We start from the raw sequence: 18,855 nt of genomic DNA on the forward strand, positions 1-18,855 counted from the left end.
GGTCAGGCGTCCTTCTGGGGGCGGTCGGGTTGGGTGCGGTTGAGCTTGAGCGCCTCGAAGACGGGCGCGTCGGAGAAGCGGAAGAGGTCGAGGCCGCCGGAGTCGGAGTCGGTGCCGCCGGCCTCGGACTTGGCGGAGAACGGCTCCCAGGAGGGGACGACGAACAGGTCGCCGCGGGTCACCGTCCAGGAGGTGTCGCCGACGGTCACGACGCCGGAGCCGTCGAAGACCTGGTAGACGGACGAGCCGGTCTCGCGCACCGGCGCGGTCTCGGCGCCCCGGGCGACGCGGTGGAACTCGGCCCGGATCGTCGGCAGCACGTCGGAGCCGTCGTGCGGGTTGGAGTAGCGCACGGCGGCGTGGCCGGGCTCGACGGTGCCGCCGAACCCCTCCTTCTCCAGCAGGAGTTGGTCGGTCAGCGCGGCGTCGGTGTACTGCCACTTGTAGGCCAGCAGCGGGCTGCCGGGTGTGGCGGGGGCGGCGGTCAGCGGGCGCAGACCGGGGTGGGCCCACAGCCGCTCGGAGCGCGAGCGCTCGGGCGTCGTGCGCTCGGCATCGCTGATCTCGTCGCGGCCGAACTCGAAGAACTGGGACTCGGTGACGTACTGGAAGGGGATGTCCAGGCCGTCGATCCAGGCCATCGGCTCGGCGGTCGCGTTGTGGTGGGCGTGCCAGTTCCAGCCCGCCTGCGGCAGGAAGTCGCCGCGGTTCATGGGCACGGGGTCGCCGCCGACGACCGTCCACACACCGGATCCCTCGACGACGAAGCGGAAGGCGTGCTGGGTGTGGCGGTGCTCGGGGGCGTCCTCGCCGGGCATCAGGTACTGGATGGCTGCCCACAGCGTCGGGGTGGCGAACGGGCGTCCGTCGAGGGCGGGGTTGGCCAGCGCGATGGCGCGGCGCTCGCCGCCGCGGCCCACGGGAACCAGGTCCCCGGCCCGCGCGGCCAGTTCGCGCAGCTTCTCCCAGCGCCACAGGTGCGGCACGGCGCGCGAGCGCGGATGCGCCGGCATCAGGCCGCCGATCTCGGTCCACAACGGAATGAGCAGTTCCTGCTCGAAGCCCCGGTACAGCTCCTTGAGTGCCGGGGTGACCTCGGGCTGCCCCTGCGCGGTGACGGCCTGCAGCCGTACCGGGGAGCCCACAGCGGTGTCTTGGGTGAAAGAGGTCTCGGTCACAGGCTCAGCGTGCAGCGCGTCTGTGATGAGGACATATAGATTCTGGACAGCAGAATTCGAGGTGTTACCCATGGACAAGCCGCTGAAGACTCCCCCGCCCTATCCCATCGCCAGCGTGGACCACGCGCTGCGGGCGGCGACCATCCTCCAGATGGAGGGCGGCGCGACGGTGGCGCAGCTCGCGGAGCGCCTGGATGTCGCCCGCTCGACGGCCCACCGCGTCCTGGCGATGCTCGTGTACCGGGACTTCGCCGTACGCGGGGAGGACCGGGTCTACCGCGCGGGCCCGGTGCTGGAACTGGCCGCCCACTCCCAGTCGCTCGTCTCCCGGCTGCGCACAGCGGCCCTCCACCACCTGCACCGGGTCGTCGATCTCCTCGACGAGACGACGAACCTGATCGTGCGCACCGGGGACACGGTCCGGTTCATCGCAAGCGTGGAGTGCCGGCAGTCCCTGCGGGTCGGCAACCGGGAGGGCATGGTCTTCCCGGCCCACCGCACCACGACGGGGCTGCTGATGCTCGCCGAACTGTCCGACGAGGAACTGGAGGAGGTCTACGCCGCCGAGCGCTACCGCGACCGCCCGGCGGACCGCCCCGACCTCCCCCGCCTGCGCACGGAACTCAAGCGCCTGCGCCGCAACGGCTTCGCCGTCAACAAGGAGCGCTCCGAACGCGGCCTCGTCGCCGTCGGCGTCCCGGTCCGCGACCAGGGCGGCACGGCGCTGGCAGGCCTGTCCGTCTCGATGCTCGGCGTGCGCTACGACCCGCAGCGCCTGCGGCCGTTGGTCGCCACGCTGGAGGCGGCGGCGCAGGCGCTGGGCAGGGAGTTCGGGTCGCCGCCCCCGGAGAACCCGAAGGCAGCGCCTCGGAGGTAACGGCCCTGGCCGGCGGACTGGGCCGTTACCCGGACAGGCTCACCCGGACAGAACGTCCTGCGTGAGGTAGAGCGGCATCGAGTCCTCCCACTGACTGTCCGTCAGCAGCAACTTGCCGCTGCCGTCCGCGTTCATGCTGCAGATCTGGCCGTAGGGCTGGAAGGTGTCGTCGTACAGGGCGGCCTCCTCGCGGAAGCCGTACATGCCGCTGTTGTAGAGGATGCGGCCGTCGTGGTTCCACACCGCGTGGCCGTCGTTGGCGCCGCTGCTCGTGAGGGTCTTCAGGCCGCTGCCGTCGGGCTTGATGGTGCACACGTCGAAGTTGGTCGCGCTCGTCTTCCGCGTGAAGAGGATGAGCTTGCCGTCCGGCGACCAGTCGGGCAGGTTGTCGGACTCGGTGGTGAGGACGGTCGTCGTGCCCGTCCTGAGGTCGAGGATGCGCAGGCCCATCTCCTCGCCCCACACGCGGTAGACGATCCGGTTGCCGTCCTCGGAGTAGCTCGGGAAGCCGGCGTTGGTCGATCCGTCCGTGAGCTCCTGGTGCGAGGAGCCGTCGTCGGCCACCCGCATCAGCTTCGCGGTGCTCGTGGCCCGGGTCTGGAACCAGCCGCCGAGGCCGAACGCGATCCACTTGCCGTCGGGCGACCAGGTGGGCCGGAACGCACCGGCCAGCCCGTGCTGCACCTGCGTGGGGTCGAGGCCCGAGGTGGCGGTGTCGAAGACGACCTTCTGGTCCGAGCCGTCCGCGCGCATGGTGACGATCGAGGAGTTGCCGAGCTGCTTGTTGGTGAGGGCGAGGCGCCCGTCCCCGGACAGCGCGGGGAACACGTCGCAGTGGCGGTAGTCCCAGTCGGGGTCCCAGCTGTGCAGTGGTGTGTCGAGCGGACGCGTCGTGTGGTCGAGCTTCTCGTAGATCACCGACTGTCCGTCCCGCGACCAGACCGGGGAGCGCAGGGCCCGCTTGACGGCCGGCCGGGTGCCCGAGACGTAGGCGAGGCCCTCGTCCGCTCCGCCCTTTACCAGGTAGCCGACCTCCGTCGCGGACACGTACTGGGGCGCGACCTTCAGATTCGGTCCTGAGGTGTGCTCCACACGGGCGCCGGTCGCGACGTCCACCGAGACGATCTGGGACTCGACGGTGCCGATGGCCTCGGGCCTGTGGGCGCCCCAGGTGCCCTCGACGGTGATCTCGTAGAAGACGATCCGGGAGCCGTCGGGCGACCACTTCGGTGAGCCCAGGCAGTATCCGTCGCGGGTCGCCACCTGGCGGAATCCGGTGCCGTCCGGCCGGATCACGTAGATGCTCAGTTCCTGCGTGTGTTCCCAGCCGGTGCCGTTGCCGTGGCCCCGCCACGTCGTGTTGCGGTCGCTGGAGAAGGCGATCCATTGGCCGTCGGGCGACCAGGCGGGGCGGAAGTGGCCGTCGGGGCTCGCGGGGTCGCCGGCGAGCGCCGCCGTGCCCGTCAGGTTGGTGCGGCGGTTCGTGGCCAGGTCGAGCACCCAGATGTGGGTCTTGTGGTCCCCGCTGGTGGATACGTAGGCCACCTTCTTGCCGTCGGGTGAGGGGACGGCCCAGTCGTTCATGGCCGAGTCGGCCACCAGGCGCTGCACGCCCGTGCCGTCGGCCTTCGCGCGGTACAGACAGGAGTGTCCGTCGCCCGTCCGTTCCGACGTGAAGAAGACGGACCCTCCGTCGGCCGAGAAGGCCGCGTGGTGGTCGAAGGCGGCGTCCTGCACCAGCTTGCGTTCGTTGGAGCCGTCGGCGTCGCAGATGTACAGGGTGGAGCCGGACGGGCCGATGCGGTTCATCAGCATGACGCCCTTCTTGCCGTCGGCGGCCGCCGCCACGGCGAAGGGTGTGGGCAGGAGCGCGGCGCCGGCGACGGCCGCGCCGGCGGCGAGAAAGGCTCTGCGCTTGATGTCAGGTGTCATCGCTGTCCTGGGTCCTTTCGTGCACGGAGGGAAGCGGTACGCGTGACCGGCGGACACCGACGCAGTCGGCGTCGGGGACGGCCACGGATGTGCCGGTGTCGGTGAGCCGGCCGGAGGCCGGGTCCACGCGGAAGAGGTCGACCGTGCCGCTCGCCTTGTTCGCGACGAACAGCCAACGCCCCTGCGGGTGCAGGGAGAAGCTCCACGGGGTGACTCCCCCGCAGGACAGCCGCTGCGCCTCGGTGAGCAGGCCGGTCCGCTGGTCGACGGCGAAGACGACGAGTGTGTTGTCGCCGCGGTTGGATACGTAGACGTGGCGGCCGTCGCGACTGACGGCGAGTTCGGCGGCGCTCGTGGTGCCGGTGTGTCCTGGCGCGTTCGTGGTCAGGAGTTGGCGGGACGTCAGTGCGCCGCTCCTGGGGTCCCACGACAGGGTTTCGATGTCGGCGGTCAGCTCGTTCAGCAGGTGGACCGTCCGTCCCCGCGGGTGGAACGCCAGGCGTCGCGGCCCCGATCCCGGTGCCGTCGCGTAGTGGCCCACTGAACTGGCTGTCATCCGCCGGGTGTTGGGGTCGTGGCGGTGGACGAAGACGCGGTCCGCGCCGAAGTCCGCGACCAGTGCGAACCTGCGGCTCGGGTCGAGGACGACGTGGTGCGTGTGCGGGCCTGCCTGGCGCGGGTTGGGTCCCGATCCGGTGTGCCGAACGGTGGAGGCCACCGCGCCGAGCCCGCCGTCGCGGTGGATCGGAACGGTCGCCGCGGAGCCGGTCGCGAAGTCGGCGACCAGCAAGGTGTCCGCGTCGAGCCCCAGGTACGAGAGGCCCCCGCTGCCGCCAGGAACCGTTTCGGTCTGCAGCTCACCGGTCCGGTGAAGGGCGCCGGACGCGTCGTCGATGCGGAAGGTGCGGATGAACCCGCCCGGCTCCGCGCCGGCGACGTAGAGGACGGGCCGCGCCGGATGCACGGTGACCCAGTTCGAGCTGACCTCTGCCACCACTCCGAGCGGTGTCATGGTGCCGCGGACGGGATCGAAGCGGATGGCGTGCACCTGGTTCCCGCCCCAAGTGCCCACGTACAGCAGGTCGGTTGGGTGTTCGGCGGCGGCGGCCGGTGCGGTGGACACCAGGGGCAGGGCGGTCGCGGTCGACGCCGTCATGGCGGCGAGTACGGTTCTGCGGGAGGGGCGCCGGGGTGCTGCTGCCCCGACGCCGGGCGGGGTGTGCTGCGGCTCGTTCATGGACGGCAGGTGCCTTTCTCGGAGTCGTGGCGGGCTCAGCCCTTGGGCTGCGGGCGGCGCCGTGCCGCGAGGCCGAGACGCTTGAGGGCGTAGGCGTCGAGCGCGCTCAGGACGCCGTTGAGCGCGAGCGTCAGGGCGACCAGGACGATGAGTCCTGCGAACTCGCTGGCGGCGTCGAGGTTCTGGGCCGCGGTGAACAGCTCGTGGCCCACGCCCTCGGAGGAGGCGATGAACTCGCCGCCGATGACACCGAGGATGGCGAGCGGTCCGCCGGTCTTGAGCGCGGCGAAGAAGGGTGCCGCGAGCGTCGGGATCGTGACGTAGCCCAGGACGTGGTGCCTGCGCCCGCCCATCACCTGGACGACCTCGACGAGTTCGCGCTCCCGCAGCCGCAGGCCCAGGTAGACGTTGTAGAAGACCACGAAGGCGACGCCGGTCATCGCGATGGTGATCTTCGACCAGGGGCCGATGCCGAAGAACAGCAGGAACAGCGGGGCGAGGGCGATCTTCGGAATGCCGTTGAGGGCCGCGACGAGCGGTTCGAGGACGCGTCCGAGCAGCGGGAACGAGCCGAGGACGAGGCCCATCACGGTGCCCGCGGCGACGCCAAGGCCGAAGCCGGCCAGCACCTCGACAGCAGTGACCCGGATGTCGTTCCATCCGGTCGCCGAGCCGAGCATTTCGGTGAGCGCGTCGTACACCTCGGTGGGCTTGCTGACCGCGTACTCGGGCACGACGGGACCACTCATCAGCTGCCACAGCACGAGGGCGACCACGATCACCAGCAGGCGGAGCGCGATCACGGTGGAGCTCTTCTGGCCGTCGGTGCGCCGCTTCCTGGCGGTCCGGCCCCGGGGTTCGGTGTCGGGCTCGGTCACGGCCTTCTGGGTGACGGTTGCCATGGTCTGCTCCGTTCCGGTTGGGGTCCGCCGATTCACGGCAGGTAGGTGTTGGTCCAGTTGTCGGTGGTCACCTTCGCGTCGGGCACCGCGCCGATGCCGTCCTTGACGAAGGCGACCGTCTTCTGCCATCCGGCCTCGTCCTGCTTGGCGCTCTTGGGCCACTCGACCTCTTCGACGGCCCCGCTCAGCACGTCGTCCGGCACGCCCGGCAGCGTCTTGCGCGACGCGGCCAGCACGCTCTTGTCGTCCGAGGGGTGCGAGCTGAGGTAGCTGGTGGCCTGCTGGACGGCGGTGGCGAAGCCCTTCACGGTCTTCGCGTCGGTCTTGGCGTAGCTCTTCTTGACCACCACGGCCTGGCCGTAGCCGGCCTGCTCGTACGACCACTCGGGCACCTTGGTCGGGTCGGCGACCACGACGCCGTCTCCCTCGTGCTGGACCTGGAGGGGGATGGGTTCGGAGGTGATGAACCAGTCGACCTCGCCCTTGGCGAGCGCGGCCTTGTCTGCGGCCGGGCTCGGCAGGGACACCCATTTCAGCTTCGCTGGGTCGACGCCGTGGGCCTTGAGGAAGATGCCCGCTTCCGCCTTGGTGTTGGCGGAGCTGGCGCCCGCCGTCGAGTCGGCGAGCGTCTTGGCCACCTTCGCCGCGGGGGTCTTGGCGGTCAGCCCGTGCTTCTTCGCGAACGCCGTGCTGACGACGATGCCGAGCGGGTTGCCGCCGCCGTTGTGGGCGACGGACAGCTCCGGAAGTCCCTTGGACAGGCCCGCGAGATAGCTCGTCGGGCTGGAGTTGAGGAACTGCACCGAACCCGACTGGAGGGCCGAGGTGCCGGTGGCGGCGGTCAGCGTCACGTACTTGATCTTGATGTTCTGTTTGTCGAAATAGCCCTTCTCCTCCGCCAGGCGTATGGACAGGTCGAAGACATTGCCGCTCACCCCGACCGAGACGGTCGTCTTGCCGTCCGAGCCGACGGAGGCCGAGCCGTCGTTGCCGCACGCGGTCAGCAGCGCGGCCGCGCACGTCGCGGAGGCGGCCAGCGCGAGCGAGGAGTGCTTCACACGGCGGATGCGGTGGATACGGTGGTTCATGGGAACTCCTTTGTTCACCAGGCTTGTTGCGCTCGAAAGAAGCGGGTCCAGAAGTCGATGTGCTCCGGGTCCGAGACCGGGATCCGGCGGAAGTGCGCGCCGACCTCCATCACGGTCGCGGCGTCCGCCGAGAAGGCGGGCCACTCGGGCAGGCCGGCGCCGTTGGGGTCGCCGGTGGCCGTGAAGTTGATCCAGTACGCGGAGAGGGTGCGGGCGATCGCGTGGTCCTGCTCGGTCCACGAGGCGGTGCCGCCCGCGGGGTTGCCGAAGACGTAGTCGATCTCCGAGCCGTGGAAGGCCCCTTGGGACGACGCGCCGCGCGACGGTGTGCGGTGGGTCCAGAAGTAGGTGTGCAGCCTGCCGGTGGTGTGCCGGCTCCAGTCCTGGCCCCACAGGTACGTGGACAGCCGGGAGTTGTCGCGCGCCGCTTCGCTGCCGGCGCGCGCCGCCTCGTCGTCCGTGGTGGCCGGGTACAGGCGCAGGAACTCGTCGGCGAGCGGGCCGAACTTCCGTACGGCCGCGGTGCGATGCTGTTCGAGCGTCACATGGACCGGCGGCGATCCGGGCCGGGGTGTACGCCGTCCGGCGCGCAGCGCGGGGACCAGTGTCTCGGGCACCGCGCCGCCTTCGTCGAGGTTGTTCCCCGTGAGGTAGTCGACGTCGTTCTGGAGTCCCTTGGCGTACGTGGTGTCGTAGCCGGCGGGGATCACCCAGCCGTCGACGACCGGCCGGAAGAGCGGCGGGCTGGAGGTGCCTCCGGTCTCGACACTGGTGTCGACGGGGTGGTTGCCGTCGACGAGCTTGTGCCAGTGCAGGGCGCGCAGTTCCCGGATGTCCCGCGCGCCGTGCTCGCGTGTGTAGCGCTCTCCGGCGCGCTCCGCGTCGGCCGAGAGCCGGTACGAGGTGGACAGGTAGCGCAGTTCGGGGTCGCGGGAGTACCGGGCGTGGCTCTGGGCGACCGCCCGGTGGAACAGGCCCTTGGCGTGCGGGGACATGGCCAGGAAGTTGACCATCCCGGCGCCCGCGGACTGTCCCGCGATGGTGACTCGGCCCGGGTCGCCGCCGAAGCGCTCGATGTTGTCGCGCACCCAGCGCAGCGCGGCGACGCAGTCGAGCAGCCCGTAGTTGCCCGAGGAGTCGTGCCCGGACTCCTCGCTCAGCTCGGGGGTGGCGAGGAATCCGAAGGCGCCGAGGCGGTAGTTGAAGGTGACCACGACGAGGCCCTGGCGGGCGAGGTTCTCGCCGTCGTAGCGCGGCTGCGCCCCGGTGCCCTCGCGAAAGCCGCCCCCGTAGATCCATACGAGGACCGGGCGCCGCTCGCCCTGCGAGGGTGCGCCCGTCCAGATGTTCAGGTTGAGGCAGTCCTCGCTCATCGGCACGTCGACGCCGGTCGCGGCCGCCTCGGTCGGGGCCTGCGGGCACATGGGGCCGAACCGGTCGGCCCGTCTCACGCCCTCCCAGCGCGGCGGCACGACGGGTGGCCGCCAGCGCAGGTCGCCGACCGGGGCCGCGGCGTAGGGGATGCCGCGGAAGACCGTGACGGAGCGGTCCCGGCACGGTATGCCCTCGACGGGGCCCGCCTCGGTGTCCACGGTGGGGCGCATGAAAGCCTTTCCGCCCCAGCCGCCCGTCAACTGGCGGGCGGCTCCGGGGACTTGTCGAGCAGCAGCGCCCTGCGGGCGGAGCCGACGTGATGGCGCATCGCCGCGCTCGCGGCGTCGGGATTGCGGGTGAGGACGGCCAGGAAGATGGTCTGGTGCTCCTCCAGCGACCCGGTGCGCGGGTGCTGTGCGCTGAGGTTGCGGTACTGCCGCATCACCAGCGGGTAGAGCAGGGTGTCGTAGGCGCGGGCCAGGGTGTGCTGGTGCCCGGCCAGCTTGATCTGCTGGTGGAACTGCCGGTTGCCGCGCGAGTAGGCGTCCTGGTCGCCGCGGGACTGCGCCTCCTCCATCTCGTGGAGGGTGTGTCGCAGGTCCTCGATCTCCTCGCGTGTTGCCCGCTCCGCCGCCTTGCCGGCGAGCGCGGCCTCCAGGATCTCGCGGGCCTCCAGGATGTCCGCCGCCTCGTCGATGGAGAAGCTCCGGGTGCGCACACCGCGGTTGACCTCGCCGACGATGTAGCCCTCCTGCGTGAGGCGTGCGAGGGCCGTGCGCATGGTGCTCCGCGACACGTCGAACATCCGGGTGAGGTCCGCCTCGGTCAGCCGGGTGTCGGGCGGGATGCTGCCCGACAGCAGCAGGGAGCGCAGCCCCTCGTAGGCATGGCTGTAGCGGGTACCAGACGCCTTCGCCCCGATTTCGGCATCGATGCCTTCGCTGTTCACCTTGACCGCCTTTGTCTTCCGTGAGGATGAGAGCCGAGGCGGGCACAGTAGCCGACCGCATGCCTGGTCAGCTCCCTATCCGCGCAGCGCCGGGTACAGGCGGCGTGATGTGCCCGCGAAGATCTCCTGCCGGTCCGACTCCGGCAGCCCCCCGAGGACCTGCTGGGCGAGGGCGAGGAGTTCGGGCAGTGACTGCTCGGCCGCGGGGCAGTTCGATCCCCAGGCGATGCGGCGCGCGCCGAAGGCCTCGACGACCGGGTCGAGGAAGTCCGCGGCCCGCTCCCCGGCGTCTTGCAGCCGTTCGAGGTTGCGGTGGGTGAGCTTCAGGTGGAGTCCCGGGTGCCTGCCGAGCGCGGCGACGTCGGCACCTGCGCGGGCGGGCGAGGCGGCGATGTCGGGGTAGCCGATGTGGTCGAGGAGCACGGTCACGCCGGGGAAGCGCTCCAGGAGTTCGACCAGCTGTCCGGTGGCCGCGCCGAGGCGCATCTGGAGGCAGACGGGAAGGCCCAACTCCCCTGCCTGCTCCCAGAAGGGGTACGTCTCCGGGGCGGCGAACCACTCGCCCTGGGTGGGCACCGTGCTGCCGCTCGTGAACAGCCGCACTCCGGAGAGGCCGCCCTCGCCGACCGCGGCCTTGAGCGAGGCGGCGGCGTCCGGGCGCAGCGGGTCGACGGTGCCCACCGCGACGAAGCGGTTCGGCCACTGCCGGCTGCTGTCGAGGACGTAGGAGTTGTCGTAGCCGTAGTTCGTGGTGGCCTGGACCAGGACGGCCTGGTCGATGCCCGTCCCGTCCATGCGGTCGACCATGCCCTCGGCGGTCACCGGGCGGGTCGCGGCCCAGGTGGACTGCTTGCCGCCGAGCGGCGCCTTGGGGTATCCGGTCGGGTCATCGGAGATGATGTGGCAGTGTGCGTCGACGACGTCCACGTCGCGTGCTCCCTCTTGATTGATGCGGTGTGGGCGGGCGGTCTCAGGCGTCCGGGTAGTCGCCCTCGGCGAACAGCGCGCGCGGATCGGCGGAGAAGCCGGGGTCCAGCAGTCCCTGGTCGATGGAGAACCGCACCATGGCGTTCAGGCTGGGCTCGTTGGCCTTGATGCCGTACGGGACGGGGTCGGCGCCGATCTGGCGGCCCTGGCGGGCGAGCCGGGGCACCGCGGACCATTCGGGGTGCGCGTCGAGGTGCCGGCTCTTGCTCTGCGCGAAGGCCGCGTACAGCTTGGTCGGCAGGCCGGGGTCGCGTTCCACGAGTTCGGAGCGCAGGGCGATCAGCGAGTGCAGCGGGTAGACGCCGGTGCGCAGGTAGTGGTCCACGGCGAGCGTGTCCGCCTCGGGAAAGAGCGGGTAGGGCCCCTCGTCGGCGGCGGGCTCCGCTTGGGGCGCCGCCGTCCAGCCCGCCCGCGGCGAACCCGCGCGCCCGGTCCCGGCGTTGCCGGTCAGCGCGGCGTCGATGTCCCCGGCGCGCAGCAGTTCGCCGAGCGAACGGCCGTCGGTGACCCGCTCGACGTTGGCCGGGGCCCGGCCCTCGATGTGGTCGTCGTCGTCGACCACCCAGGTGATGGTGTCGATGTCGACCCCGTACTCGTCGCGCAGCACGCCGCGCACCCACACTCCGGTGCTCACCGAGTAGGCGCGCACACCGATGCGGCGGCCCTCCAGGTCCTTGGGTACGCGGATGCCGGAGCGGGCGGCGCACTGTACGTCGCCGTGGTGGAAGCGCCGGTTGAGGAAGACCGGAACCGCGGTCAGCGGGATGCCTTCCTGACGTGCCATCAGGTAGGAGACCGGCGCCAGTTCGCACACGTCGAACTCCAGGTCCCGGATCATCCGCCGGTAGGCGCCGATGACCGGCTTGACCTCCACCGGGTCGACCACGTAGCCGTCGAGTTCGACGTCGCCGTCCAGCAGCGGCTGTCCGTGCGGGAACTCCCCGATGACCGTCGTGAGCTTGTCCATGCTCTGTTTCCCCATCTTCCGTACGTGTGTGGTGTCTCGGTCCGGCCGGCCCGTGTCCGGGCTCAGCCGCCGAGCCGTGCGGGCGCCACCCCGAGCGCCGCGCAGGACCGCTGGACGAGTTCGTCGTAGTCCACGGCGCGCGGGATCACGCCCTGGTCGAGCGCGTAGCCGGCCGCCTTGGTGAAGGCGCCGCGCAGTGCCTCGAAGCCCACGGGGTGCAGCGGAACCTGGCCGGGTTCGGCGCCGGCGGTGAGCACCTGGCGCATCGCGTCGTACGCGGCGAGGATGGCGGCGGGGTGTTCCGCGGCGGCCTGCTCGGAGACGCCGACGACGTGGTTGACCGGGATGAATCCCTGGTCCTTGGACCACTGTTCGGCGGTGCGGTGCGCGTGGTCGACGGCGGTGCGGATGCGGTCGTCGGAGGGCAGCCCGTTGCCCATGATCCCGAAGTCGAGGCGGCCATCCAGGAAGTCCGCCTGGAGCTTGGCCCCTTCGGGCGCCCGCTTCACCCAGGACGGGTCGTCGGCGCCGTCGACGTGGCTGCCCTCGTACGTGGTCCAGTCCGCCTTGCGCAGGTCGACGCCGTACTGCTCGCTGAGGAATCCGCGCATCCACACACCGGTGGTCTGGCTCCAGGAGCGCACGCCGACGCTGTGCCCCTCGACGTCGGCGGCGGACAGCCTGCCGAGGGTGACGAGGGTCTGGTGCTGGTGGCGTCCGAGGGTGGTGACCGGGAGCAGCAGCACCGGCTTGTCGTGGGCGACGGCCTGCAGGACGGTCACGATCGCCACTTCGCACAGGTCGGCGTCCGAGGTGTTGACGAAGCCGCGGGAGGCCTTGTGCACCGGGCTGATGCCGAGCCGCTGCGGCTCCGTGCCGGTCTCGCGGACCGCGGACGCGGCGGCCGCCGCGAGATCGTCGCGGCCGATCACCAACTTCATGTCTGTCTCCTTCTGCATGTCTGCGTGGGGGGTTACGCGGAGGTGGGCGTGTGGTGCCGCTCGTGGTGGCGGCGCAGCAGGTCGACGCCGTAGTCGCCGCCGTTCGGGGTGCGGACGATGGTGTGGATGTGCCGGCGCGAGGGGTAGTCGTTGCCGAAGATGACGCCGGGCATGTGCTCGAACTCGACGAGGATCACTGGGCTGTGGAACCGGTAGTAGAAGGTGCCGTCCGGGTCCCCGGCCCAGGCGAAGTGGGTGTCTCCCTCGTGGGCCAGGACCTCCTCCATGCGCACCTTGGCGTGGTGGTCGCCGGCCCGGTTCACGTAGAGGCCGAGGAGTTGGAGCGCGGTGCCACGCTGGCCCGGGGACATGTGGCTCAACGGCAGGCCCCGGTAGTCGAGTTCGAAGTTGTCCCGGAAGGCGCCGACGTACAGGTCGCTCGGCAGGGTGTCCGCGATGACGGCCTGCTCGCGCCGTCGGGGGTCGAGGTCGCTGAAGAGTTCGTGTCCGAGTGCTTCCTCGCGGCGGAAGGCGACGGTCCCGGCGTACTTCCCGGATCCGGCGAACACCGGTTCGGCGCCGAGGAAGGAGGGCGTGAGGACCATCTGGTCGCCGACGAAGACGCAGTTGACGTTGACGTGGTGGCCGTCGAGCTGCCAGCCCCAGGGGCCGCCGTTCTCGGGCTCCCCGTACACGGAGAACCAGTACAGCCACTCGTTCAGGCCGTCCTCGTTGTCGCTCAACTCCCCGATGGTGAGGTTGAGATGCATCAGGTCGACCATCTGGCCGTAGCCGTCCGCGCTGAGGCTCTCGCGGATGACGGCCATGGCCCGCGCGCGCTGGGTGTCGTCGAGTTCCTCCAGGCAGATGCCGTGCCGCAGAAAGTAGCGGGCGCCGTTGTTCCAGTGCCGCCAGCTCACGTCGTCGACGGGGAAGCGGCCATCGGCGAGCTGCTTCTCCGTGAGTCCCGCGAGGTACTCCTCCGCGGCCCGGTACACCGGGCGGACGTCCGCGCCCGTGCCGCGCAGCGCGAACACGTCCGGCCGGATGCCAGCCGACGTTCCCACGCCCCGGAAGGGCTCGTTCGCCGCCTTCACCCGCCAGGCGACCTTCTCCAGCAGATCAGGGGTCCAGACATCGGGCTTGCGCGTCGGCGCGTTTCCCCGATTTCGCAGCGCCACCATCGACGCTCCTCCTTGTGTGGTCGTGTGCCGGTCGCGCTCCTCACCGGGTGAGGAAGACGGCTTTCTCCTCGATCGCCGCGACGTCCACCGGTTCCCCGATGAGGCCCTGTTCCAGGGCGTACTGTCCGGCGATCTCCAGGCAGGCCGTGAGCGATTCGCTCCAGCCGGCCGTCACCGCGCGTCCGGCCGGTGAGTCGTCGCGCTCCCCCGCGGTCAACGTGATCGCCTCCTGCAGCGCCCGGTACACGGCGCGTACGTCGTCCTGCCGGGTGCGCAGCACGTCGTCGCGCACGACCAGCAGATGGTTGGCCGGGATCGTCCCGTGCCGCTCGATCCACTCCGCTCCGGCGTCCTCGGCGTCCTTGACCAGCGGGACGAGTCCCGCGCCCTGCCCGCCGATCGCCTTCGGTCCGAGCACGGCCGCCGTGACGTCGCCCGCGCGCAGCAGGTCCGCGACGCGTGCGGCGTCCGAGCGCTCGACGTACGAGGGGTTGCGGTACTGGGCGACATGGACGTCCTCGGTGGTCACCCAGGTGACGTCGGAGGACTCGACCCCGTACTCCTCGCGCAGCCAGCCCCGCACCCACAGGCCGGTGGTCTGGCCGTACGAGCGCACGCCCACCCGCTTCCCGGCGAGTTCGCCGGGGTCCAGTGCCTCCCCTTCGGGCAGCCGGGTCAGGGAGCGGTGGTGGGTGCTGCCCACCAGGACCACCGGCAGCAGGGTCACGGGGACGCCGGCGTCGCGGGCCTGGAGGTAGGTGGCCATCGGCATCTCGCAGATGTCGTAGGCCAGTTCGCGGACCATCCGGGCGAAGGCCGGGGGCAGCGGGGAGAACTCCGGGTAGTGGCAGTCCACTCCGTCCACGGGGACGGTGCCGTCCTTCAGTGGGCGGGTGTGCGGGTGGTTGCCCAGCACCACGCTCAGCGGCGTGTTCGTCTGCGTGTCGGTCATGTCGGTCACACGTCCTCGCCGTACTGGATGCGCCGGTAGGGGGTGCTGAGCACCTCGCGGGTGATACGGACGTCGATCACGGTGGGCCGTGGCTCGCGTACGTACTCGGCGAGTGCGTCACGCAGTTCCTGCGCGGTGCGCACCGTGGCCCCGCCACCGCCCAACGTCTGGGCCACCGCGCCCAGTTCGGGGGTGGGGATCGTCGCGAGGTCCGGGTCGAGGCCCTTGGCCTTCGCCTTGTGGTACTCGGCGCCGAGGCCCTGGTCGTTCATCACGACGACCAGCAGCGGGACGTCGTAGCGGCACGCCGTCTCGAACTCAGACAGGTGCATCAGGAAGCTCGCGTCGCCCTCCACCACGAAGCCGGGCTTGTTGCCCTGGGCGATGAGCTGGCCGAGGGCGATGAGCGGGGCCTGCCCGATGGCGCCGAACATGCCGTAGTTGGACAGCACGTCGCGGGAGCGCTGGAAGAGCATGGTGCCGAAGTCGGTCTGGTGGCCGCTGCCGAGCACCAGGCCCATCTCGCCGGGGAGTTCGTGGTCGAGGATCCAGATCGCCTCGCGCGGGTCGAGCCGGCCGGGCTCGCTCACGTACTCCGGCTGCCGGATCCGGGCCGTCAGGTGCTGCTTGACCTCGTCGGTGTGGAAGCCCTCCAGCCGGACGGAGCGCTCCCCCAGTTCCCGGGTCAGTTCGGTGAGCGCGGTGACCGCATCGGCCTGGAGGTAGCAGTCGGCCACCTTGCCGTTGCCCATCACCACGTGCGGGGCGGTGTCGATCTGGATGTACTTGGCTTCCGGGTAGAGGTAGCCGCTCTCGATCGTGTAGTGGTTCAGGCTGGCGCCCACCGCGATCACGCAGTCGGCCTCCTGGAGCAGCTCCATCGACGCCTTGTCGCCGAACAGGCCCGACAGGCCGACGTGGAAGTCGGTGCGGTCGCAGAGCCAGTTCTTCGCCTGCAGGGTGGTGGCCAGCAGGGCGCCGGTGGTCTCCTGGAGGGCGAGGATCTGCTCGCCGGCGTCGGCCTTGCGGGCGCCCCGTCCGGCGATGACGACCACGCGCTTGGCGTCCTGGACGAGGTCGCAGGCGGCCTGGAGACCGGCCGGGTCCGGCAGCAGTCGGGGCCGCTCGATCAGGGCGGTGGACGGCACGTACTCCTCGTCGTAGTCGTCGAGTTCGGCGACCTGGACGTCGAAGGGCGCGCTGATCATGACGGGTTTGGACTCGGTGCGCGCCAGGTAGAAGGCGCGGCGCACGGCCTCCTGGGCGTTCTCGGGTCGTGTCACGTGGATGAACTCGCACTCGATGGCGGCGGCGAAGCGCCGCTGGTCGAGGTACTGGGTCGCGCCCTCGTCGCCGAGAGGTGTCTCGCCGCAGAACGCGACCAGAGGCGTGCGCGCCCGGCTCGCCACGATCATCGAGGTCGCCAGCTGCGAGACACCGGGGCCGCTCGTCGTGGTGACCACGCCCGGCTGTCCGGCGCCGCGGGCCCAGCCGTCGGCCATGCCGAGGCCGGAGCCCTCGTGCCGCACCTCGTAGAGCCGCACGCCGCGGTCGGCGAGCGCGGCCATCCAGTGCATGTTGGCGTCGCCCATCATGCCGAAGACATCGCTGGTGCCTTCCTTGACGAACGCTTCGGCCAGGGCTTCGTAGACCTTCACTTGCGGAACTCCTTCACGTTCGCCGCGGCCGTCGCCCGCGCTTTCAGGACGCCGTCGAGCCGGGAGAAGACGCGCAGCGCGTTGCCTCCGTAGACGGCCTGCCGGTCGGTGTCGGTCAGGGTGTCGATGGAGTCGAGGGTGTACTTGGTGTCGTCGAACCGGCGCCCGGTCTCGGGGTCCACGCTGCGGACGGCGCCGATCATCTCCGAGGCGAACAGCACGTTGTGCGCCGGGATGATGTCGAGCAGCAGCTCCATGCCGCGCTTGTGGTAGACGCAGGTGTCGAAGGAGACGTTGCCGAGGATCGACTCCTCCAGCGGCGGCCGGCCGCGGTCCTGCATCATGCCGCGGTAGCGCCCCCAGTGGTACGGAACGGCGCCGCCGCCGTGCGGCAGGATCAGCTTCAGCGTCGGGAAGTCCTTGAACAGGTCCGACTCGCACAGCTGCATGAACGCCGCGGTGTCACCGGCCAGGTAGTGGGCGCAGGTGCCCTGCAGTGCGGGGTTCCGCGACATCGCCACGTGGACCATGGCGGGCACGTCGAGCTCGACCATCTTCTCGTACAGGGGGTAGTAGACGCGGTCGGTCAGCGGCGGCGCCTGGTAGTAGCCGTCGGAGGGGTCCGGGTTGAGGAGACAGCCGACGAAGTCCAACTCCTCGACGCAGCGCTCCAGTTCGGCGACCGAGTTGACCACGGAGGCGGCGAGGGCGTCGCCCGGGGACTGCGGGAGCTGGCACACGCCCACGAACCGCTCGGGGAACAGGCCGCACACCCGGGCGATGAGGTCGTTGCTGACCCGCGACCAGTCGAGGCTGGTGCGCTCGTCGCCGTAGTGGTGGGCCATCTTGCCCGCGCCGGGCGAGAAGAGCGTGAGGTCGGTGCCGCGCTCCGTCTGGAGCTTCAGCTGGCCCTGCTCGATGGCGGTGCGTATCTCGTCGTCGGTGATGTGCAGTTGGTCGGGTGAGACGCGCGCGCCCGATTCCTCGAACGCCTGGATCTGGCGCTGTCGCCACGCGCCGAGCGCCGGTGGCGCCGTGGTGAAGTGGCCGTGACTGTCGATGATCATGCCTTGCTCCGAAGGTCGCGGCCGGTCAGTTCGCGGGCCCTGTCCAGGCCCGGATAGGTGCGCACCGGCGCGGACATGAGGAACCGGTAGCCGTCGTCGAGGACCTGTTTGACGTTGTCGGCCGTGACGTGGGGGTGGCCGACGGCGACGCCGCGCTCCGTGCAGATGTCGAGGATCCGCCGCTTGCACTCCAGGAGGCGGGGGTGTTCGTACTGGCGCGGGATGCCCAGCTCCTGGCTCATGTCGCCCTCGCCGATCAGGATCAGGCCGATGCCCGGGACCCGGTCGAGGATGTCCGGCAGGTTCTCGATGCCGAGCTGGTCCTCGATCATGAGGCCGACGAGGATCTCCCCGTCCGGGGCGAGCGGCCACACGTCGGCCTTGGCGTAGTACTCGGTGTTCGGAATGCCCCAGTAGCGGGTGGCCGCGTGCGGACCGTCGCCGCGCAGGCCGGCCGGCTCGTACAGCGGGGCGTCGGGCAGCCTCGGGTAGCGGCAGGCGGCGACCGCGTTGCGGGCCTCCTCCACGGTGGAGATGTGCGGCCAGATGATGCCGAACGCGCCGAGGTCGAGGGCCTGTTTGGCGTGCCACTGCGCCTTCTCGGCGCCGTTCGCGGGGATCCGCACCATGGGGGTGACGGCCGGTGCGAGGCTGTCGGCGCCGAACACCTGACGCCGGCTCAGCAGGTACTGGAAGCTGTCCCGCAGGGCGTTGATGTCCCAGGGCTTGTGCTCCATCTCGAACACGACGGTGTCGTAGTGCGTGGTGGTGAGTTCGGTGGCGGCCGTCGGGTCGGCGGCGGAGAACGTGGCGAAGACGTGCTCCCCCGCGTCGAGGGCGCCGATCACCTTGTTGAGACGGCCGGTTGCCGTACGGTCGGTTGTCATCGTCGCGCTCCTCGCTCGACTGTTTCGGCGGACTTGTTCGCGGGTCGGTGCGCTGCCCGCACCGGCCGGCCCTGACGCTTGGCGCGGCGGCCCGCCCACCACGCGCGCAGCCGGGCGAGCAGGCCGGCCGGTCGGGGCGCGGACGGGACCGGAGTGGCTGCCTCGCCGGTGGCCACCGCAGCCGGTTCGGCGGGACCCGCGCATTTGAGGACCAGCGCGTCGGCGAACTCCTTCGTCATCCTGGAGATCACCGCACCCGCGCCCGACTCGATCAACTTGGCGAGCTTGCCGTTGAGTTGGACCTTGCCGTCGACCGAGACCCGCGAGGTGCCCGGGCCCTCGCCCTCGACGACGCGGAAGGTGGCCTCGGCGCTGAAGCGGGTGGCGCCCTGACCGTCCTTGCCGCGGGCGGTCAGGCGGCCCTCGCGCGCGGCCTCGTCCAGCTCCAGGGCGACACGGGCGCCGAACTTGACGCGGATGCCGCCGAATCGGACGACCAGGGTTCCGTCGAAGGACCCGTCGTCGTGCGACGGGCCGAGTTCGGCGCCGCCGATGCAGGACACGACGTCCTGGGGGTTGGAGATGACGTGCCACACCTGTGGGGGCGGACTGGGTACGGCGATCTCTTCCGTGATCGATAGCAACGCTGTGAACCTCACTCGACGGCAGGTGTCA

General features: G+C 70.7%; 17 protein-coding genes. 1 reads left to right on the top strand and 16 read right to left on the bottom strand.

The features are described from left to right. Nucleotides 1-2: 2 nt before the first annotated feature. Nucleotides 3-1,178, bottom strand: a complete 1,176-nt coding sequence (locus OKJ99_RS12195; protein WP_326016042.1) for a cupin domain-containing protein — start codon at nt 1,176-1,178, stop codon at nt 3-5. A 70-nt stretch (nt 1,179-1,248) separates the two neighbouring features. On the opposite strand from OKJ99_RS12195, the gene OKJ99_RS12200 reads away from it, so the two are divergent. Then, nucleotides 1,249-2,055 carry an IclR family transcriptional regulator gene (locus OKJ99_RS12200; RefSeq protein ID WP_326016043.1) on the top strand — a complete coding sequence of 269 codons (807 nt, stop codon included), beginning with the start codon at nt 1,249-1,251 and terminating at the stop codon, nt 2,053-2,055. 39 nt (nt 2,056-2,094) lie between these two features. On the opposite strand, the gene OKJ99_RS12205 is transcribed toward OKJ99_RS12200, so the two are convergent. The 15 genes from OKJ99_RS12205 to OKJ99_RS12275 form a co-directional block, all read right to left on the bottom strand. Continuing rightward, nucleotides 2,095-3,987, bottom strand: coding sequence for a hypothetical protein (locus OKJ99_RS12205; RefSeq protein ID WP_326016044.1), 1,893 nt, complete (start codon nt 3,985-3,987; stop codon nt 2,095-2,097). Next, nucleotides 3,977-5,224: a lactonase family protein gene (locus OKJ99_RS12210; RefSeq protein WP_326016045.1), complete on the bottom strand. Its 1,248-nt coding sequence runs from the start codon at nt 5,222-5,224 to the stop codon at nt 3,977-3,979. The genes OKJ99_RS12205 and OKJ99_RS12210 overlap by 11 nt, the downstream gene beginning before the upstream one ends. A 35-nt stretch (nt 5,225-5,259) precedes the next feature. After that, complete coding sequence (locus OKJ99_RS12215; protein WP_326016046.1) at nt 5,260-6,126, bottom strand: ABC transporter permease; 867 nt, start codon at nt 6,124-6,126, stop codon at nt 5,260-5,262. Nucleotides 6,127-6,158: 32 nt separating this feature from the next. Next, nucleotides 6,159-7,214: an ABC transporter substrate-binding protein gene (locus OKJ99_RS12220; protein WP_326016047.1), complete on the bottom strand. Its 1,056-nt coding sequence runs from the start codon at nt 7,212-7,214 to the stop codon at nt 6,159-6,161. Between the two features lie 14 nt (nt 7,215-7,228). Continuing rightward, nucleotides 7,229-8,818 (bottom strand): carboxylesterase/lipase family protein, encoded by a 1,590-nt coding sequence (locus tag OKJ99_RS12225; RefSeq protein ID WP_326016049.1) that lies wholly within the window; start codon nt 8,816-8,818, stop codon nt 7,229-7,231. A gap of 26 nt (nt 8,819-8,844) precedes the next feature. Then, nucleotides 8,845-9,537: a GntR family transcriptional regulator gene (locus OKJ99_RS12230; protein WP_326016050.1), complete on the bottom strand. Its 693-nt coding sequence runs from the start codon at nt 9,535-9,537 to the stop codon at nt 8,845-8,847. Between the two features lie 75 nt (nt 9,538-9,612). Further along, nucleotides 9,613-10,464: an amidohydrolase family protein gene (locus tag OKJ99_RS12235; RefSeq protein ID WP_326016051.1), complete on the bottom strand. Its 852-nt coding sequence runs from the start codon at nt 10,462-10,464 to the stop codon at nt 9,613-9,615. 43 nt (nt 10,465-10,507) lie between these two features. After that, nucleotides 10,508-11,491, bottom strand: coding sequence for an ABC transporter substrate-binding protein (locus OKJ99_RS12240; RefSeq protein ID WP_326016052.1), 984 nt, complete (start codon nt 11,489-11,491; stop codon nt 10,508-10,510). A gap of 62 nt (nt 11,492-11,553) precedes the next feature. Beyond that, nucleotides 11,554-12,432, bottom strand: coding sequence for a hypothetical protein (locus OKJ99_RS12245; RefSeq protein WP_326016054.1), 879 nt, complete (start codon nt 12,430-12,432; stop codon nt 11,554-11,556). 32 nt (nt 12,433-12,464) lie between these two features. Next, the gene (locus tag OKJ99_RS12250; protein ID WP_326016056.1) at nt 12,465-13,616 is read right to left on the bottom strand and encodes a DUF3500 domain-containing protein; all 1,152 of its coding nucleotides are present in this window, start codon (nt 13,614-13,616) and stop codon (nt 12,465-12,467) included. Nucleotides 13,617-13,656: 40 nt separating this feature from the next. Further along, nucleotides 13,657-14,568, bottom strand: coding sequence for a substrate-binding domain-containing protein (locus OKJ99_RS12255; RefSeq protein ID WP_326016058.1), 912 nt, complete (start codon nt 14,566-14,568; stop codon nt 13,657-13,659). 5 nt (nt 14,569-14,573) lie between these two features. Further along, entirely contained in the window at nt 14,574-16,226 is a 1,653-nt protein-coding gene (locus OKJ99_RS12260; protein WP_326016060.1) for a thiamine pyrophosphate-binding protein, read from the bottom strand. Continuing rightward, entirely contained in the window at nt 16,223-17,293 is a 1,071-nt protein-coding gene (locus OKJ99_RS12265) for an amidohydrolase family protein (RefSeq protein WP_326016061.1), read from the bottom strand. The genes OKJ99_RS12260 and OKJ99_RS12265 overlap by 4 nt, the downstream gene beginning before the upstream one ends. Further along, complete coding sequence (locus tag OKJ99_RS12270) at nt 17,290-18,180, bottom strand: HpcH/HpaI aldolase family protein (protein ID WP_326016062.1); 891 nt, start codon at nt 18,178-18,180, stop codon at nt 17,290-17,292. The genes OKJ99_RS12265 and OKJ99_RS12270 overlap by 4 nt, the downstream gene beginning before the upstream one ends. Continuing rightward, nucleotides 18,177-18,824 carry an SRPBCC family protein gene (locus OKJ99_RS12275; protein ID WP_326016063.1) on the bottom strand — a complete coding sequence of 216 codons (648 nt, stop codon included), beginning with the start codon at nt 18,822-18,824 and terminating at the stop codon, nt 18,177-18,179. Before OKJ99_RS12275 ends, OKJ99_RS12270 begins: the two co-directional genes overlap by 4 nt. Between the last annotated feature and the right edge of the window lie 31 nt (nt 18,825-18,855).

It is taken from the genome of Streptomyces endophyticus (assembly GCF_035798155.1).
Lineage (GTDB): Bacteria > Actinomycetota > Actinomycetes > Streptomycetales > Streptomycetaceae > Streptomyces > Streptomyces endophyticus.

Excerpts from the sequence above, each read along its gene's own strand:
- OKJ99_RS12200 (WP_326016043.1), top strand. The coding sequence starts at position 1,249 with ATGGACAAGCCGCTGAAGACTCCCCCGCCCTATCCCATCGCCAGCGTG.
- OKJ99_RS12205 (WP_326016044.1), bottom strand. The coding sequence starts at position 3,987 with ATGACACCTGACATCAAGCGCAGAGCCTTTCTCGCCGCCGGCGCGGCC.
- OKJ99_RS12210 (WP_326016045.1), bottom strand. The coding sequence starts at position 5,224 with ATGAACGAGCCGCAGCACACCCCGCCCGGCGTCGGGGCAGCAGCACCC.
- OKJ99_RS12215 (WP_326016046.1), bottom strand. The coding sequence starts at position 6,126 with ATGGCAACCGTCACCCAGAAGGCCGTGACCGAGCCCGACACCGAACCC.
- OKJ99_RS12220 (WP_326016047.1), bottom strand. The coding sequence starts at position 7,214 with ATGAACCACCGTATCCACCGCATCCGCCGTGTGAAGCACTCCTCGCTC.
- OKJ99_RS12225 (WP_326016049.1), bottom strand. The coding sequence starts at position 8,818 with ATGCGCCCCACCGTGGACACCGAGGCGGGCCCCGTCGAGGGCATACCG.
- OKJ99_RS12240 (WP_326016052.1), bottom strand. The coding sequence starts at position 11,491 with ATGGACAAGCTCACGACGGTCATCGGGGAGTTCCCGCACGGACAGCCG.
- OKJ99_RS12245 (WP_326016054.1), bottom strand. The coding sequence starts at position 12,432 with ATGAAGTTGGTGATCGGCCGCGACGATCTCGCGGCGGCCGCCGCGTCC.
- OKJ99_RS12250 (WP_326016056.1), bottom strand. The coding sequence starts at position 13,616 with ATGGTGGCGCTGCGAAATCGGGGAAACGCGCCGACGCGCAAGCCCGAT.
- OKJ99_RS12255 (WP_326016058.1), bottom strand. The coding sequence starts at position 14,568 with ATGACCGACACGCAGACGAACACGCCGCTGAGCGTGGTGCTGGGCAAC.
- OKJ99_RS12265 (WP_326016061.1), bottom strand. The coding sequence starts at position 17,293 with ATGATCATCGACAGTCACGGCCACTTCACCACGGCGCCACCGGCGCTC.
- OKJ99_RS12270 (WP_326016062.1), bottom strand. The coding sequence starts at position 18,180 with ATGACAACCGACCGTACGGCAACCGGCCGTCTCAACAAGGTGATCGGC.